8 protein-coding genes and 1 pseudogene are annotated in these 14,511 nt (G+C 69.1%); 6 read left to right on the top strand and 3 right to left on the bottom strand.

Features of this window, described 5'->3' with window-relative positions:
• Nucleotides 1–1,138 precede the first annotated feature (1,138 nt).
• From FE811_RS13880 to FE811_RS13860, 5 genes are all read left to right on the top strand, one after another.
• Nucleotides 1,139–3,571, top strand: coding sequence for a hypothetical protein (locus tag FE811_RS13880; protein WP_116221810.1), 2,433 nt, complete (start codon nt 1,139–1,141; stop codon nt 3,569–3,571).
• Between the two features lie 189 nt (nt 3,572–3,760).
• On the top strand, nt 3,761–5,077 hold the full coding sequence (locus tag FE811_RS13875; protein ID WP_166435510.1) for a TolC family protein: 1,317 nt from the start codon (nt 3,761–3,763) through the stop codon (nt 5,075–5,077).
• A 5-nt stretch (nt 5,078–5,082) separates the two neighbouring features.
• The gene (locus tag FE811_RS13870) at nt 5,083–7,236 is read left to right on the top strand and encodes a type I secretion system permease/ATPase (RefSeq protein WP_114537711.1); all 2,154 of its coding nucleotides are present in this window, start codon (nt 5,083–5,085) and stop codon (nt 7,234–7,236) included.
• The gene (locus tag FE811_RS13865; RefSeq protein ID WP_116221812.1) at nt 7,233–8,405 is read left to right on the top strand and encodes an HlyD family efflux transporter periplasmic adaptor subunit; all 1,173 of its coding nucleotides are present in this window, start codon (nt 7,233–7,235) and stop codon (nt 8,403–8,405) included. The genes FE811_RS13870 and FE811_RS13865 overlap by 4 nt, the downstream gene beginning before the upstream one ends.
• 24 nt (nt 8,406–8,429) lie before the next feature.
• A complete protein-coding gene (locus FE811_RS13860) occupies nt 8,430–9,716 on the top strand; it encodes a BamA/TamA family outer membrane protein (RefSeq protein WP_140847934.1) in 1,287 nt (428 codons plus the stop codon).
• On the opposite strand, the gene FE811_RS13855 is transcribed toward FE811_RS13860, so the two are convergent.
• From FE811_RS13855 to FE811_RS13845, 3 genes are all read right to left on the bottom strand, one after another.
• Entirely contained in the window at nt 9,693–10,943 is a 1,251-nt protein-coding gene (locus FE811_RS13855) for a glycosyltransferase (RefSeq protein ID WP_116221814.1), read from the bottom strand. The two genes, FE811_RS13860 and FE811_RS13855, sit on opposite strands and share 24 nt — an antisense overlap.
• Nucleotides 10,944–10,956: 13 nt before the next feature.
• A complete protein-coding gene (locus tag FE811_RS13850; protein ID WP_116221815.1) occupies nt 10,957–11,592 on the bottom strand; it encodes a response regulator transcription factor in 636 nt (211 codons plus the stop codon).
• A 145-nt stretch (nt 11,593–11,737) separates the two neighbouring features.
• The gene (locus tag FE811_RS13845; protein WP_140847931.1) at nt 11,738–13,729 is read right to left on the bottom strand and encodes a response regulator; all 1,992 of its coding nucleotides are present in this window, start codon (nt 13,727–13,729) and stop codon (nt 11,738–11,740) included.
• A gap of 233 nt (nt 13,730–13,962) precedes the next feature.
• Between FE811_RS13845 and FE811_RS27475 the strand changes: the two are divergent.
• A pseudogene (locus tag FE811_RS27475) lies at nt 13,963–14,511 on the top strand (hypothetical protein); the annotation flags it as partial.

The raw sequence follows: 14,511 nt of genomic DNA, 5'->3' as shown, positions 1-14,511 counted from the left end.
GTTCCTGGTGCTGCGCGGGCTTTTGCGGGCTGGCGGGCGGCTGGTCGGCAAGGGCGAATGGTGGATGTCCTCTGAGGGCCGTGTCCGACGCCGGCGCCGCCAGCCGCATCCGCGCCGCATGGGCTGCGCTCGGGGACGATGGCGAGCGGCAGGACATCGTCCGCACCGTTCACGGCCGGGGTTTCCGGCTGGTGCCCGCCGTCCGCTTGCGCAGGTCGCCGCCGCGACGGGGCCCCTCGCTGGCGGCGCTGCCGTTCCGCCCTTCCGGCTAGTCGCATGACCACGCCATCCTGGCCGAGGCCCTGCCGCATGAGATCCTGCGCTGGCTTGCGGTGATCGCGCGGGGCTCTTCGTTCCGCTTTGGCCGGGCCGGGCCCGACTGTCAGGCGATCGGCGCGCGCCTTGGCGCCTGTTCCATCCTGACCGGCACGCTGGAGCTGTCCTGCTGGCCGCCAGCATCGGACTGGTCGAGCCCGCCAGCGCCGGCATCCTCTGGACCGACCGCATCTCGCGCCCGCTGGACCCGCTGCTCTACGGCATGCTGGGTGTCCCTGATCCAGCAGCAGGACGTCGGTCCTGCCGCGGATTGGGCGGACCGGGCCGCCGCGGGCGCATTTCCTGATCGGGACGGTCGCGCTGGCGGCGAACGGCCTTGCGCGGCGCGACGAGCGGGCGGAAGGCTGGGACGCCACCAGGCTGCGCCCGGACGCTACGGCCGAGGCTTCCCGCTGCGCGGCCCCAAGCGGCGCGGGCAGCTCGCGCGGGGACTGGTTCGGCTTTGCCTGACGCCCGGCGAGCCGTGGATGATCCGGGCGACAAGGCCCGCGCCGGTTGCCGGACATGCCGAACGGTTCCGCCGGCGCGGCGCGGATAGCGCTCGACCTCCATGCCGTCGGCCTGGCGCTGGCCCCGGTCGCCTGCGCGCCCATGCTCGCCCGTTCCGGGCGCTGTCGGGTGCCATTTCCCGGCATGGCCAGCGCCCTTGGCCCATGCGCCGCCTCCCGCGCCAAGGGGGCGCGGAATCGCATTGCCATCCTAATGGAATGGCTGCATACTATAGTATGTGATTTACCTGCCCGGCCCCGGCGCGCCCAAACCTTTGGGCAGTTCAAGCCCGCCGGAGCTGAACGAGGATGGAATGGCGGCACAGAAGCCCGACCCCACGAAGGCCGCAGCGCGGCACGGGTCCGAGACGAATATCCCGGCCGCCCCTGCCGCCGCCGCTCGGGACGCCCAGCCGCGCATCCATGTTGAGGGGGCGGGCGGCACCGCCCTGGGCCTCAGCGCGATCGGCATGGGGCTTGCCACCCAGACCGCGACCCATGCCGGGCAATCCGACCTGCTGTCCCAGGCCGCCGAGGAGCCCGGCAAAGCCCCGGACCTTGCCGGCGACCGGGCGGTTGCGGGGGCGGAAACCTTCGCCAGCATGGCGCCTGCCGGCGCGTTCGCCGTGGCGCAATCGGCCGTGCCGGCGGGCGCGTCGCAGGTGCCGCAGGCTGATGCCGCAGCATCCGGCGGCGGCACGCCGGCTGCCGACAGCGTGGCCGCCTTTGCGCCGCCCCTGGGCAGGATCGGCGATCAGGAGGCGGGCGAATTGTCGATTCGCGCGGCCGTCAACACCACCTTGCCCGCGGCGGAGCCGCCGGCTGCCGCGCCGGTCACGGATCGCGTGGCCGCTGCGCCTTCGCGCGTCGTTGCGGGCGATGGGCCGACGGCTGCGGCGGCCGATGCGGGCCCTGTCGCCCAGGACGGGACGGTTGCCGAAGATGCGCCTTCCGAGGCGGACGGGTCGCTTCTGGGCGAGGACGGGCTGGTCGACAGCCTCGTCTCGCCCATCCTCGGCGCCGACGGGCTGCTGGGCACGGTGACGGATTCGCTGGTCGACCCGATCCTTGGCCCGGACGGGCTGGTGAGCGATCTGCTGAACCCCATCCTGGGCAAGGACGGGCTGCTGGACAATCTCGTCACCCCCATCCTGGGCGAGGGTGGCCTGATCGACAGCCTCGTCTCGCCCATTCTCGGCCCCGAGGGGCTGCTGGGCACGGTGACGGATTCGCTGCTCGATCCGATCCTGGGGCCCGACGGGCTGGTGGGCAACGTCCTTGCCCCCGTCCTGGGCGAGGATGGACTGGTCGACAGCCTCGTTTCCCCCATTCTCGGTCCCGATGGGGTTCTGGGCACGGTGACGGATTCGCTGCTCGATCCGATCCTGGGGCCTGATGGGTTGGTGGGCGAAGTCCTGGCCCCCGTCCTGGGCGAGGATGGATTGGTCGACAGCCTTGTCTCGCCCATCCTCGGTGCTGATGGGTTGCTGGGCACGGTGACGGATTCGCTTGTCGATCCGATCCTGGGGCCCGACGGCTTGCTGGGCGCGGTCCTTGATCCCATCCTAGGCGAGGACAGTGCGCTCGGCAGCGTGGTGGGGGTCGTCCAGGAAGGCTTGCTGGAGCCGATCCTGGGTGAAAGCGGGCTGCTGGGTGGCATCACGGCGCCCATCCTGGCCGAAGACGGGTTGCTGGGCGGCATCACGGCCCCGATCCTGGGGGAGGGCGGTCTGCTGGGTCCGATCCTTGGACAGGGTGGTCTGCTGGGCGGCCTGACCGGCAGCCTGCTGGGCAGGGGAAGCGCGTCAAGCGCCACGGTCCCGGCCCAGGCATCGCCTGCGCCGGTTCTGGAAGAACCCGGCGCGCTTGCCGCTTCGCTGGCTGAACCCGTGTCGGAGGAAGGCGCTCTGGCGACGGGCGTGCTGGGCGCGGTCGCCGATGCGGTGGGGACCGGCGAACCGATCCTGGACGAGGATGGCGCGCTATCCGCCGGGCTTGACCTGGTGCAGGACGTTCTTGGCCCCGTCGCCGGCGAGGGCGGCCTGCTGGGGGGAATCGCGGCCGGGATCGCCGGGCAAGCCGCGCCAGAGCCGGCTTCAGGCTCGGATCCGGCATTGCCGCTGGCCGGCGGCCTGCTGGACGAGTTGACCGGGCTGCTGGCAGCAGGCGCCGGCCAGGAACCGCAGCTTTCGGCCGGGGCCCCGACCGGGGAAGAGCATGGCGATGACGACGGCTTCCTGGAAAGCCTGATCGGCGGCGATCCGTCCATCGCCGGCGCGGTGTTCGACGCATCGGACATGGTGACGGACCTGCTGTTTCATGAATTACTCTCGGACCAGGATGTCTTCGGCATCGACCCCGCGGCCGAGCCCCCCCTGACCGACGACCTGGTGGGCGGCCTTCTGGGCGTGGTCGGGCTGGAAGCGGCCCTGGCCCAGCCCCAGGCGGCGGCCAGCGACGCCCTGGCCGGCCATGATCCCGAGGTGGACAGCCTGCTCAACGAGATCATCGACAGCGGCGAACGGGCGACGGGCGGCGTGACCGACCCCTTGGCGGCGCTGCTGGACCCGATCGGCGCGGAAATCGGCGAGGGAGGGCTTTTTGCGGCGGATGCGGCCGTCGAAAACGCGCTCGCCACGCTGTTCGGAGAAGATGCGGTCGAGAGCGAAGCCGCCTCGTCGCTTCTGGGCGGCGGCGGGCTGCTGGGCCAGCTTGGCCTGTTCCCGGGCGACGACGACAACCACTGACAGCCGACCTGCGAGCATACGCAGCGCGGAGATAATGCGTAAATTAGTCTTTTAAGGCAAATGGACGAGCCGTTCATCCTGTGCATATTGGCGCTGCCCTCTTGCCACAACGAACTGTTTTGTCCGAAGTAAAGCCACAGAACCGCCGACATGCGCGGCCTTGCGAAGAAGATCCGGCGGATGCCATCCATGATTCTTATAAGACATAATCTGTCGCGCCTTGCGCTGCCCAGCGGCTTTGAAACCCGGTTCTTTTCCAGAAGGCGCCGCGTTGCGGCCCTGGCCCTGATCCTTGCCGTTCTGGGTGGCACGCCCGCCGCCGTGCAGGCCACCACCTTGCCCCAGGCCGTCCTTGTCGCTTCGGAACGCGATCCGGGGATCACGGCGATGCGCCAGCAGGTCGCGCGCCGCTCGGTCGACATCGAGGCGGCCAGGGACCAGCGCTATCCGCAGTTCAGCATTTCGGCCGATACCAACACCACCGATGCCAACGGCGCCGGGGTGACGCTGACGGTCTCGCAGGTGCTGTATGACTGGGGCCGGGTGCGCAACCTGATCGCCAGCACCTCGCAGGAGCGGGTGAAATCCGTCTCCGAGCTGAAGATGGGGATCGAGCAGCTGACGCTGGAGGTTTCGAACTTCTATCTCGACATCGAGGTGCTGGACAGGAAGATCGCCCGCACCCGCGACTATCTGGGCTTTGCCCAGCGGATCGCGGAACATGCCGCGGCCCGCGCCCAGGGCGGGCTGGGCGACAGCGGAGAGGTCGCGCGGGCGGAGCTGGAAATTGCCCGGACCGAGGAGCGGCTGGACCAGCTGACCAGCGAACGCGGGCTGGCGCTTTCGCAGCTTGCCTTCCTGATGGGGCGGGCGCCGGGCAGCATCGCCAAGCCGCCGGAGCTGGGCTTTGCCGGCCGCTACGCCAAGGCCGATGCGGTCGAGGCGGCGGTCCGCCTGTCGCCGGATTTCATCGCCGCGAACGCGGAGCTGGGCGTGGCCGAGGCCGGGATCGCCCTGGCGCGGGCCGAACGGCTGCCGGTGATCCGCCTGCAAGCGCAGGGCCGCGCCGACCTGGATGGCGGGCGCAGCCGCACCGCGGTCGGGCTGGCCGCCGGCGTCGACCTGAACGCGGGCAGCTTCAGCGGCCGGCAGATCCAGTCGGCGCAGCTCGAGGCGGATGCGGCGCGCTCCAACATGGAGGCGATCCGGCGCAACCTGGCCAACGGTGCCCAAAGCGCGGTCGAGCGCGTGCGCGTGCTGCGGGCCAGCGAGGCGTCGCAATCCCGCCAGCTGGCGCAGGCGCAGCAGGTGCTGGACAGCTATGAAGAGCAATTCGTCGGCGGCCAGCGGGAACTGATCGACCTGCTGACCACCGGGCGCGACCTCTACGACGCGCAGATCGACAGCATTGCCACCTATGACGCCAGAAAGCGCACCGAATACCAGGCGGCACATGACCTCGGCGTGCTGGGCACGCTCATCCTCGCCAATTCCGCGGGAGGCTGAAACCGTTGAGCGCATCCAAGCATGACCCCCAATCCCCGGCGACGGACCCCCTGGTCCTGGGTCTTGTCGAGCTTTGCCGCGTCCATGGCGTCTCGGCCTCGGCCGAGCGGCTGACCGACGGGCTGCCCCGCGCCCGCGGCGAAAGCCTGCCGCCCCGGCTTGCTGCGCTGGCCCTGCGCCGCGCCAACATGAGCTGCCGCATCAGCAACGAGCCCCTGGCCGGCTTTCCCGAACACGGCCTGCCCGCGCTTTTGTTCCTGCGCGACGGCAGCACCGTCATCCTCGAGGCGATGCACGACGGCCAGGCCAGCCTGATCCTGCCCGCCACCGGCGGCGGCCGGGCGGTCTGGACGGCCGAGGAACTGGCCGAACGCCATGACGGGCGCATCCTGGTGTCCAAGCCCATCGACATCGTCGCGGACCGGCTGGACAAGACCGATGGCGAAAAGCGGCACTGGATCATCGGCCCGGTGCTGGACAACTGGCCGATCTATCGCGATGTCATCATCGCCTCGTTCGTGGCCAACCTGCTGGCCATCGCCACGGCGCTGTTCTCGATGCAGGTCTATGACCGCGTGGTGCCGAACCAGGCGTTCGACACCCTGTGGATCCTGGCCAGCGGCGTGGGCATCGCCATCGTGCTGGAGATCCTGCTGCGGATCATGCGCGCCTCGCTGATCGACGTGTCGGGGCGCGACCTGGACCTGCGGCTGTCGGCGCAGCTTTTCGACCGGGTGTCGAACCTGCGGCTGGCGCATCAGCCGAAATCGACCGGCGTATTCGCCAACCAGGTCCGCGACTTTGCCACGGTGCGCGAATTCTTCACCTCGGGTACCGTCACGGCGCTTTGCGACATTCCCTTCGTCATCATCTTCATCGGCGTCTTGGCCTGGCTGGGCGGCGCGCTGGCGCTGGTCGTGGTGGCGGCGGTGGTGCTGACCGTCCTGCCCGGCCTGGTGCTGCAGCGTCGCCTGGGCCGCGCCTCGCGCGAAAGCACCCGCGAGGCGGCGGCCTTGAACGGGCTGCTGCTGGAAACCGTCTCGAACCTGGAAACCGTCAAGGCGGCGCGGGCCGAGGGGCGGTTGCAGCGCGCCTATGCGCAATTGACCGCGACCATGGCGACGACGGCGGTCAAGACCCGAGGGCTGACCAACCTGATGACGCAGCTGGTCAGCTCGGTGCAGAAATTCGCCTATGCCGGCATCATCATCGTCGGGGTCTACCTGATCAGTTCGGGCGACCTGACGGTAGGCAGCCTGATCGCCTGCACGCTTCTGTCCAGCCGCACGCTGGCGCCGATGGGGCAGGTCGCGGGGCTTCTGGCGCGCTGGCAGCATGTCCGCGCCGCGATGGAGGGGCTGGACGAGATCATGAAGACCCCGGTCGAGCGTCCCGCCGACCGCCATTACGTCCGCGCCCCGGCCTTGTCGGGCGAATACCGGCTGGAAGAGGTCGGCTATCGCCACGACCCCGAGGCCGCGCCGGTCGTCAGCATTCCGGCGCTGACCCTGGCGGCGGGGGAAAAGATCGCGCTTCTGGGCGGGAACGGCGCGGGCAAGTCCACGCTCTTGCGCCTGCTGGCCGGGCTGACCGATCCGCAGGACGGGGCGGTGCTGGTCGACAACCTCGCGCTTAGCCAGATCGACCCGATCGACCGTCGCCGGCAGATCGGCTACCTGCCGCAGAACGTCGCGCTGTTCCAGGGCACCCTGCGCGACAACCTGCTGCTGGATCACGGCCTGCACAGCGACGAGGAACTGCTGGCCGCGCTGGATGCGGTGGGGCTTGGCGGCTATGTCCGCCGCCATGTCCGCGGCCTGGACCTGCAGATCTACAGCAATGCCAATGTCTCGGGCGGGCAGAAGCAGGCCATCGGCCTGGCGCGGGTCATCCTGCAGGATCCGCGCATCGTGCTGCTGGACGAGCCGACCTCGGCCTTCGACCATGTGACCGAGGCCAAGGTCATCGCCTTCCTGCGGGAATGGCTGGAGGGGCGGACGGCCATCATCTCGACCCACAAGCGCGAAGTGCTGGGGCTGGCCAGCCGGGCGGTGGTGCTGAAGGACGGGCGGGTCGTCCGTGACGGGGATCTGATGCAGATCCTCAATGCGGCCAGGGCGAACAGGGTGCAGCAGGCGCCCGTTCACGTGGTGACATGAACGGTGACGATTCCGTCAGCGCCAGCCATATCGACGGAAGTTATCGGCGGCTGGTGCTGCGGCAGGCAAGATGGACCATCCAGATCGTCTTTCTGGCGGTGATCGTCGCCGTGGTCTGGGCCGCCCTGGCCCAGATCGACCAGATCACCCGCGGCGACGGCCGGGTCATTCCGCTGCGCCGGTTGCAGACGATCCAGAGCCTGGAGGGCGGCATTCTCGCCGAATTGCCGGTCGCCGAAGGCGACGTGGTCCGGCAGGACCAGGTCATCGCCCATCTGGACGCGACGCGCCCGCGCGCCGCCTTCCTGGCCGTGCAATCCGAGATCGAGGCCCTGGAGGCCGAGGTGGCGCGGCTGGAGGCCGAAGTCCTGGAAAAGCCGGTGCTGGATTTCGGCCCCGATCCGACCGAGACGCAGCAGACCGAATTGCGGCTGTTCAAGGCCCGGCGCACCCGGCTGGAATCCTCGCTTGCCGCGCTGGAGCAGGAGCGCGTCTCGGTCCAGGAACAGCTGGACATCCTTCAGCCGCTGGCCGCCAGCGGCTCGGTCAGCCGCATCGACCTGCTGCAACTGCGACAGAAAAGCGCCGAGCTTGACGGCAAGATCAGCGAGGCGCGCAACGGCTATGTCCAGGACGCCTATCGCGACCTGGCCGAGCGCCGGGCCAAGCTGACCCAGCTGCAGCAGGATCTGGTGCGCAAGGAGGACGAGCTGCGCCGCACCGTCATCCGTTCCCCGGTCGAGGGGCGGATCAACAACATCACCATCACCACCCTGGGCGGCGTCGTCCAGCCCGGCGAGGCGATCATGGAGATCACGCCCATCGACGACCAGTTGCTGATCGAGACCAAGATCCTGCCCCGCGACGTGGCCTTCATCGCCCCGGACATGCCGGCCAGCGTCAAGATCACCGCCTATGACTTTGCGGTCTATGGCGACCTGCGCGGGCGCGTCACGCAGATCTCCGAGGATACGGTCGAGGAGGAAACCGCGACCGGCCCGCAGGACTTCTATCGCGTCATGGTCCAGACCGAGCGCAGCTATCTGGAGCGGTTCGGCGAAGAATACCCGATCCGCCCCGGCATGGTGGCGCAGGTGGACATCGAAAGCGGCAAGCAATCCATCCTCAGCTACCTGATCCGCCCCCTGCTGCGCGCAAGGCTGCGCTAACCCTTGAAACGATGCGATTTTCCCATGCGCCATGATCCGACCCGCCTGTCCAGGACATCCCTAGCCGCCACCCTGCTTCTGGGCGCGCTGACCCTGCCCGCCGCGGCGCGGGTCTATGACCGGGTCGAGGTGCGCGGCGCCGAGTTCGTCCCCCAGGACGACATCCGCCGCGCCTGCGGGGCGCTTGACGGCATTGCGCTGGAGGCGGCGGACCTGGCCGGGGTCGAGCGCTGCCTGATGTCCACCGGCGTGTTCGAGCGCGTCTCGGTGAGCGGGCAGGGGGATGCGCTGGTCATCGACGTGACTGAGGTCGAGCAGAGGCCGGGCCGGATCGAGGCGGCGATCTCATGGGTGAACGACCGCAGCCTGACCGGCAGCCTGTCCTATGAGCAATACAACCTGCTGCCCAATACCTTCGCCGCCGTGCATGGCGATTTCAGCCGCGACGCCAAAAGCTTCGACATCAGCCTCTATCGCGCCGACGCTTTCCGGCCGGGGCTGCATTTCGGCATCGACATCCTGGGCCAGCGCAGCAATTTCAGCGACCTGGCGTTCTCCATGCGCAGCCACCAGGCCGAGTTCTACCTGGCCGCGACGCCGGACGAGGCCACGCGCATCGAATACGGCATCGGCTGGCGCGACCACAGGCTGTTCGGGCTGGATGCCGATGCCAGCCCGCTGCTGCAACGGGAACAAGGCCAGCTTGACGCGCCCTTCCTGCGCCTGAGCTTCAGCCATGGCGACCGGGCAGGGGGGAAAACCGGCGGCCTGTTCGTGCAGTTCGAGCAATTCCTGTGGAACCTGGGCACATCCAGCCCGATCTCGGAAACCCGGCTGGAACTGGATGCGCGCCATGTGCTGGCGGGCGGCACCGTGTTGATGCTGGGGCTGGACGGCGGCATCGTCGCCGGGCTGTCGGGCAACGACACGACCGCGCTGGACCGGGTGTTTCCGGGCGGCGACAGTTTTCGCGGCTTCGCCCCGCGCGGCATCGGTCCGGCCGATGGCGATGATTTCCTGGGCGGCAACCGCCACCTGATCCTCTCGGCCGAGGTGCAGCACGAGCTGGGCAAGGTGATGGGCACCGCCCTGCGCGGCGGGATATTCGCCGATCTCGGCTCGGTCTGGGCGCTCGACGATACGCTGGGCGGGCGCATCGACGACAAGGCGCATATCCGCAGCAGCATCGGCCTGTCGCTGACCTTCGACGTGGCCAGTACGCCGGTCTCGCTTTATGCCGCGGTGCCGGTCCGGCACCAGCCCCAGGACAAGCGGCAGGTCTTCGGCCTATCCGTCAACGCAAGGTTTTGACGCCGCGCCAAGTCGGCGGGCGCGATTGTCCATCGCCTGCCGGAACAGCGTCATGTAGCGCGGCGCCACGGATTGCAGCGTATGGGCCTGGCCCAGGACGCGCGCCGCCCGGCCAAGCCGCGCCCGCCTTGCGGCATCGTCCCTGAGCGCCCGGATCGTGTCCAGCCAGCGGCCGATGTCGTCGGGCAGCAGGATGCCGTTGACATCGTCGCGGATCAGTTCCGCCGGATAGCCGCGGTCGGGCGCGATCACGCATCCGCCCCGGCCCAGGATTTCCAGCAATCCCCAATTCGCCACGCCGTGGCGCAGCGGATAAAGGAACAGGTCGATCTGCGACAGTTCGCGCACGAAATCCTGGTAGGGCAGCTTGCCGGGCCGTTCCAGCACCGCGGCGGCGGCGGGAAATTCCCGCATCAGATGGGTGCAGAAATCCGCCACCTCGCCGCCATATCGGCGCTGCACCCATTGCTGCTCGTAGCCATAGGTCGAGCCGTCCGCCCCGCCCAGGGCGATGAACCGGGCATCGAAGCCTTCGCGCGCCAGCCGGTCCACGATCCGCACGAAGCTATCGAACCCCTTGGCGCTGGAAAGGTCGCGCGCCGAAAAGCCGATGGTGAACGGGCGCGGGCCGGGGGGCGGCGCAAAGGCCGGGCCGAAGTCCAGCCCTTCCAGCTGCACCTCGATATTGCCGCGCAGGGCGGGCGGGAACATCGTCTTGGCATGATGGCTGGGACAGATCACCAGGTCGCTGCGCAGCGCCTGGTGGAAATGCAGCATCTCGGTGTTCTTGTCGCTCATGCGCTGCGACAGGTCGGGCGGATAGGCCGGATCCCAGCCATGCGCCCGGAAGCTGGGAAACTCGACATAGCTGACGATGGCCGCGTCGATCTCGTCATAAAGGAAATGCGGCGCGCCCCACAGCGAATGGGCCACAATCACGTCGATGGGGCGGCTTTTCTGGAATTCGCGCAGCGCCGACAGCAACCCACGCCCGATCCGGGCCGAGCGTTCCAGCTTGGCGGTATAGTAATAGCCTTGCGGGCCGGTGATGGGACCGTCGGGCTGGAAGGCCAGGATATGCGCGCCCCTGTCCTGATGGCGCTGGCGATGGCCGGGCGTCGTCAGGAAATAGGTCTCGGCCATGCCCGCCTGGCGCAGATAGTCGCAAAGCGGGCCGAACTGGCCCGGATAGACGGCGCCGGCAAAGACGATGACGGGCTTTGGCATGGAGTTGGCGGTCTCAGATCAGCTTGCGGTCGCGCGCGGCGATGACCGCCTGCGTCCGGTTGCTGACGCCCAGCTTCTTGCAGACGGCCTTGACATGCATCTTGACCGTGGGTTCGGCCAGGTTCAGCGCCACGCCGATCTCGCGGTTCAGCTTGCCTTCGGCCAAAAGGCCCAGCACCTCGGATTCGCGCCGCGACAGCAGTGTGCCCTGTTCCTCTTGCGCCTGCTGGCGGGTTTTCACCAGTTCGATCGGCAGATAGCGCCCGCCGCCCGCCATGAAGCGGATCTCGTTGGCCAGGTTCTTGAGCGAGGTGGTCTTGAGCACGATCCCCGCCCCGCCAAGCGCCATGGTCTCTTCGATCACGCGCGACGGGGGGTTGCTGGTCAGGATGCCGACCGGCTTGCCGCCATTATGCTCCAGCGCCTTGCCCAGCCCGGCGACGCCATCCATGCCGGGCATGTCCAGGTCGACCAGCACCAGGTCAAAGGGGCCGTGGCGGTCGATGGCCTCCAGCGCCGCGGGCAGGTCGGGCACGGTCTCGACCTCGATATCCGGGACGCCGGTCAGATACATCTCGAGCATCTCCAGGATCATGGCGTGATCGTCCGCGATCAGCACCCGCAATGTGTTTTCTTGTTGTTCATTCATGGTTTCTGCTTTCGGCATCGCCGCCCGCCCAGGGGCGGCGGTCCGTCGAGTGACATCCAGAAACGGCGTGATGCCGGTGCAATCACATCCCCCTTACCCACGGCAGGATCAAGGTATCCCATCGCGCGGGCAGAGAACAGCCCGTTCACGCCATCTCCTCGACCGACCGGCGGCTTTGCATCAGCGCCTCGTCCAGGGGCGCGAACAGCGGCTCCAGGTCCGGCTGGCCCGCCTCGACCGCCTTTTCGATGGCGCGCAGGCGCCGCTCGACCAGGACCAGCCCGGTCAGCCCGCTGGCGCCGGTGGCGGCGTGCAGCCGCCGCCCGGTATCCTTGCCGACGCCTTCCTGGCGCAGCTCGTCCAGCACGGATTGCGCTTCGGCCAGGGCCCGCAGCATGAAGCCGCGCGCCGCCTCGGGGCCCACGCGCTCGGCAAGATCGGCGGCCGCGGCCGGGTCGACGGCAGCATCCTTGCAGCAGGTCGGCGCCGCGCCGGGGGTCTGCCGCGACGGCGCGCCCGCCAGGATTCCGGCCAGGGCGTCGCGCAGCGTATCGGGGCGAATCGGCTTTTCCAGCACACAGACCATCCCCGCCTGGCGGCACGCCTTCTTGATGCGGTCATCGGCATGGGCGGTCAGCCCGACCACCTTGCCCTGCCAGCGCGCCGCCGAGGCCGGATCCCCGGCCTTGAGCCGGGCGGCGAACTCGATCCCGCTCATCCGGGGCAGGGTGACGTCGGTCAGCACCAGCTCGACCCGGCCGGCCAGCGCATCGCGCGACAGCATCGCCAGTGCCTCGGGGCCGCTGCCCGCCACCACCACCTCGGCGCCGAAGCTTTGCAGAAGGTGGCTTAGCCAGTCGCGGCTGGCCGGGCTGTCCTCGACCAGCATCAGCATCCGGCCCGCCAGCGCCTGCTGCGGCTGCGCCGGCCCGGCCGGCGGTTGGCGGCGCATGTCGGGCGCGCGCGGCAGGCTGAAGCTGACGCGGAAGATGGTGCCGATGACCCGGCCGGGGCTTCCGGGCGGCAGGGCCAGGCCGTCGCTGCCGCGGTCCTGGATCTCGATCCGGCCGCCCAGCTGTTTCAGCGCATGGGCCAGCACGTTCAGCCCCGCCGAGGGGCGCTGCTCCGGGGCCGTCGCCGGCACGGCCGCCTCGTCCAGCGGCAATCCCAGCGCCTTGGCCAGGCGGGCCTTTTGCGCCGGCGGCAGCCCGCCCCCTTCGTCCAGAAGCTCGATCCCGACGCGCCAGATCTCGGCCGCCGGCTCGTCGCCGGGCAGCGGATCGGCCAGGGGCGCGCAGGACAGCCGCAATTCCACCCGTCCGCCGCCATGGTTGACCGAGTTGTCGATCAGGTTCTGGCACAGCGCCCGCACGAAGCGCAGCGGGCCGCGCAGCGTCAGGTCGGGCGGCGCGTCGACGGTCAGCTGCACCTCGGTCGCGCGCGCGCTGGCGATCGGCTCGACCAGGGCAACCAGGCTGCCCACTTCCTCGACGATGCGGAAATCCTCGTCCGGCTGGATGCCGCGCGGGTTCTGTTCGCCGCGGATCACGGCCAGCACGTTGCTGATATGGTCGAGCGCCAGTTCGGCGGCGCGGCGCATCCTGGCGCCGGCGTCCTCGGGCGCTGCGGCCCGGCCCGGCCCCTGCATCAGCGCCTCGGCCGAGGCCAGCAGCGACTGGATCGGCGTGCGCAGGTCATGGGCCACCCGCATCAGCATGGCCGAGCGCGCGCGGTTGCGCAGCCAGGTCGATTCCTGGTCGCTTTCGGCCAGCCGCAGCAGATAGCCCTCGGCCGGGCCCAGGGGGACATGCACCACCTCGCCCGCGAAGCTCTGGCCGTTCTCGGTCCATTGCGCCGAGACGCTGCCCGAGCGCCGGGCGCGGGCGCAGGCCCCGGCCCAATCCAGCCGCGCGGTCAGTTCGTCCTGCCCGATCCCCAGTTGCTGGGCCGAGCGATTCGCCAGCAGGATCTCGCCCCGCTGGTTGGCCAGCACCACCGCGCGCCTGTCGGTGGCGATCACCCGCGCCAGGGCCTGCAGGATGGGGCGAACCGAATTGGCCAGATCCTTGCGCATCCCCGCCGGCAGCGGGGCAAGCTCGCCCGGTTCCTGGCCCTCGGTATCGGCAATCTCGGTCATGTCTTTCCTCGTGAACCCGGCAACGACGCGATTCTGGCCAAAGGGCGATGGCGCGGCAAGAGCGACCGGATCGCGCGCCTTCCCCCTGTCCGGCAGCGAATCGTCGAATGCGATCCGTCGTGGCTTGACTGTCCTTTAGTATGTGTTATTTGCACATACTATCGTATATGACCCTATACCAAATCTCTACCTTGGCCCGCGTTGCTCCAGGGCCGCCCCAAAAGGATGATTCCATGGCTCAAAGCATCATTCAGGCTGGCACGCTGATCGATGTCACCATTCCGGCGTTACCGGCGGCTGTCGGCGGTTATCTCAGGTCCGGCAGCGACTTGATCGTGCGGATGAACAGTGGCGACGAGTTCCTGATCAAGGACTTCTACATGGCCGCGGCCGACGGCACGGCCCATCGGCTGGTCCTGGGCGACGGCACGGTCATCCTGGCGGATGGCGACGAAGAGGCGGCGGCCGGCCTTGGCGCCGGCATGTTCGACGATGGCGCCGCCAGCGTCTGGGCCTTGGGTTCCGCCGCCCTGGCGGCCATCGGCGGCGGCACCATCATCGGCAACTCGGGCGATTCGTCGAATCCGACGGATACGACCGATCCAACGGATGGCACGGACCCGACTGACGGGACTGATCCGACGGATGGCACGGATCCGACTGACGGAACCGACCCGACGGACGGCACCGATCCGACCGATGGAACCGACCCGACGGATGGCACGGATCCGACCGACGGGACCGACCCCACGGATGGCACTGACCCGACCGATGGAACCGAC

This window comes from Paracoccus sp. FO-3, assembly GCF_006386455.1.
GTDB classification, from domain to species: Bacteria; Pseudomonadota; Alphaproteobacteria; order Rhodobacterales; family Rhodobacteraceae; genus Paracoccus; species Paracoccus versutus.
This window is presented reverse-complemented; position numbering and strand designations above follow the sequence as displayed.

What these genes read in the sequence shown, in the direction of transcription:
- FE811_RS13880 (WP_116221810.1), top strand. Translation starts at nt 1,139, where the DNA reads ATGGCGGCACAGAAGCCCGACCCCACGAAGGCCGCAGCGCGGCACGGG.
- FE811_RS13875 (WP_166435510.1), top strand. Translation starts at nt 3,761, where the DNA reads ATGATTCTTATAAGACATAATCTGTCGCGCCTTGCGCTGCCCAGCGGC.
- FE811_RS13865 (WP_116221812.1), top strand. Translation starts at nt 7,233, where the DNA reads ATGAACGGTGACGATTCCGTCAGCGCCAGCCATATCGACGGAAGTTAT.
- FE811_RS13860 (WP_140847934.1), top strand. Translation starts at nt 8,430, where the DNA reads ATGCGCCATGATCCGACCCGCCTGTCCAGGACATCCCTAGCCGCCACC.
- FE811_RS13855 (WP_116221814.1), bottom strand. Translation starts at nt 10,943, where the DNA reads ATGCCAAAGCCCGTCATCGTCTTTGCCGGCGCCGTCTATCCGGGCCAG.
- FE811_RS13850 (WP_116221815.1), bottom strand. Translation starts at nt 11,592, where the DNA reads ATGAATGAACAACAAGAAAACACATTGCGGGTGCTGATCGCGGACGAT.
- FE811_RS13845 (WP_140847931.1), bottom strand. Translation starts at nt 13,729, where the DNA reads ATGACCGAGATTGCCGATACCGAGGGCCAGGAACCGGGCGAGCTTGCC.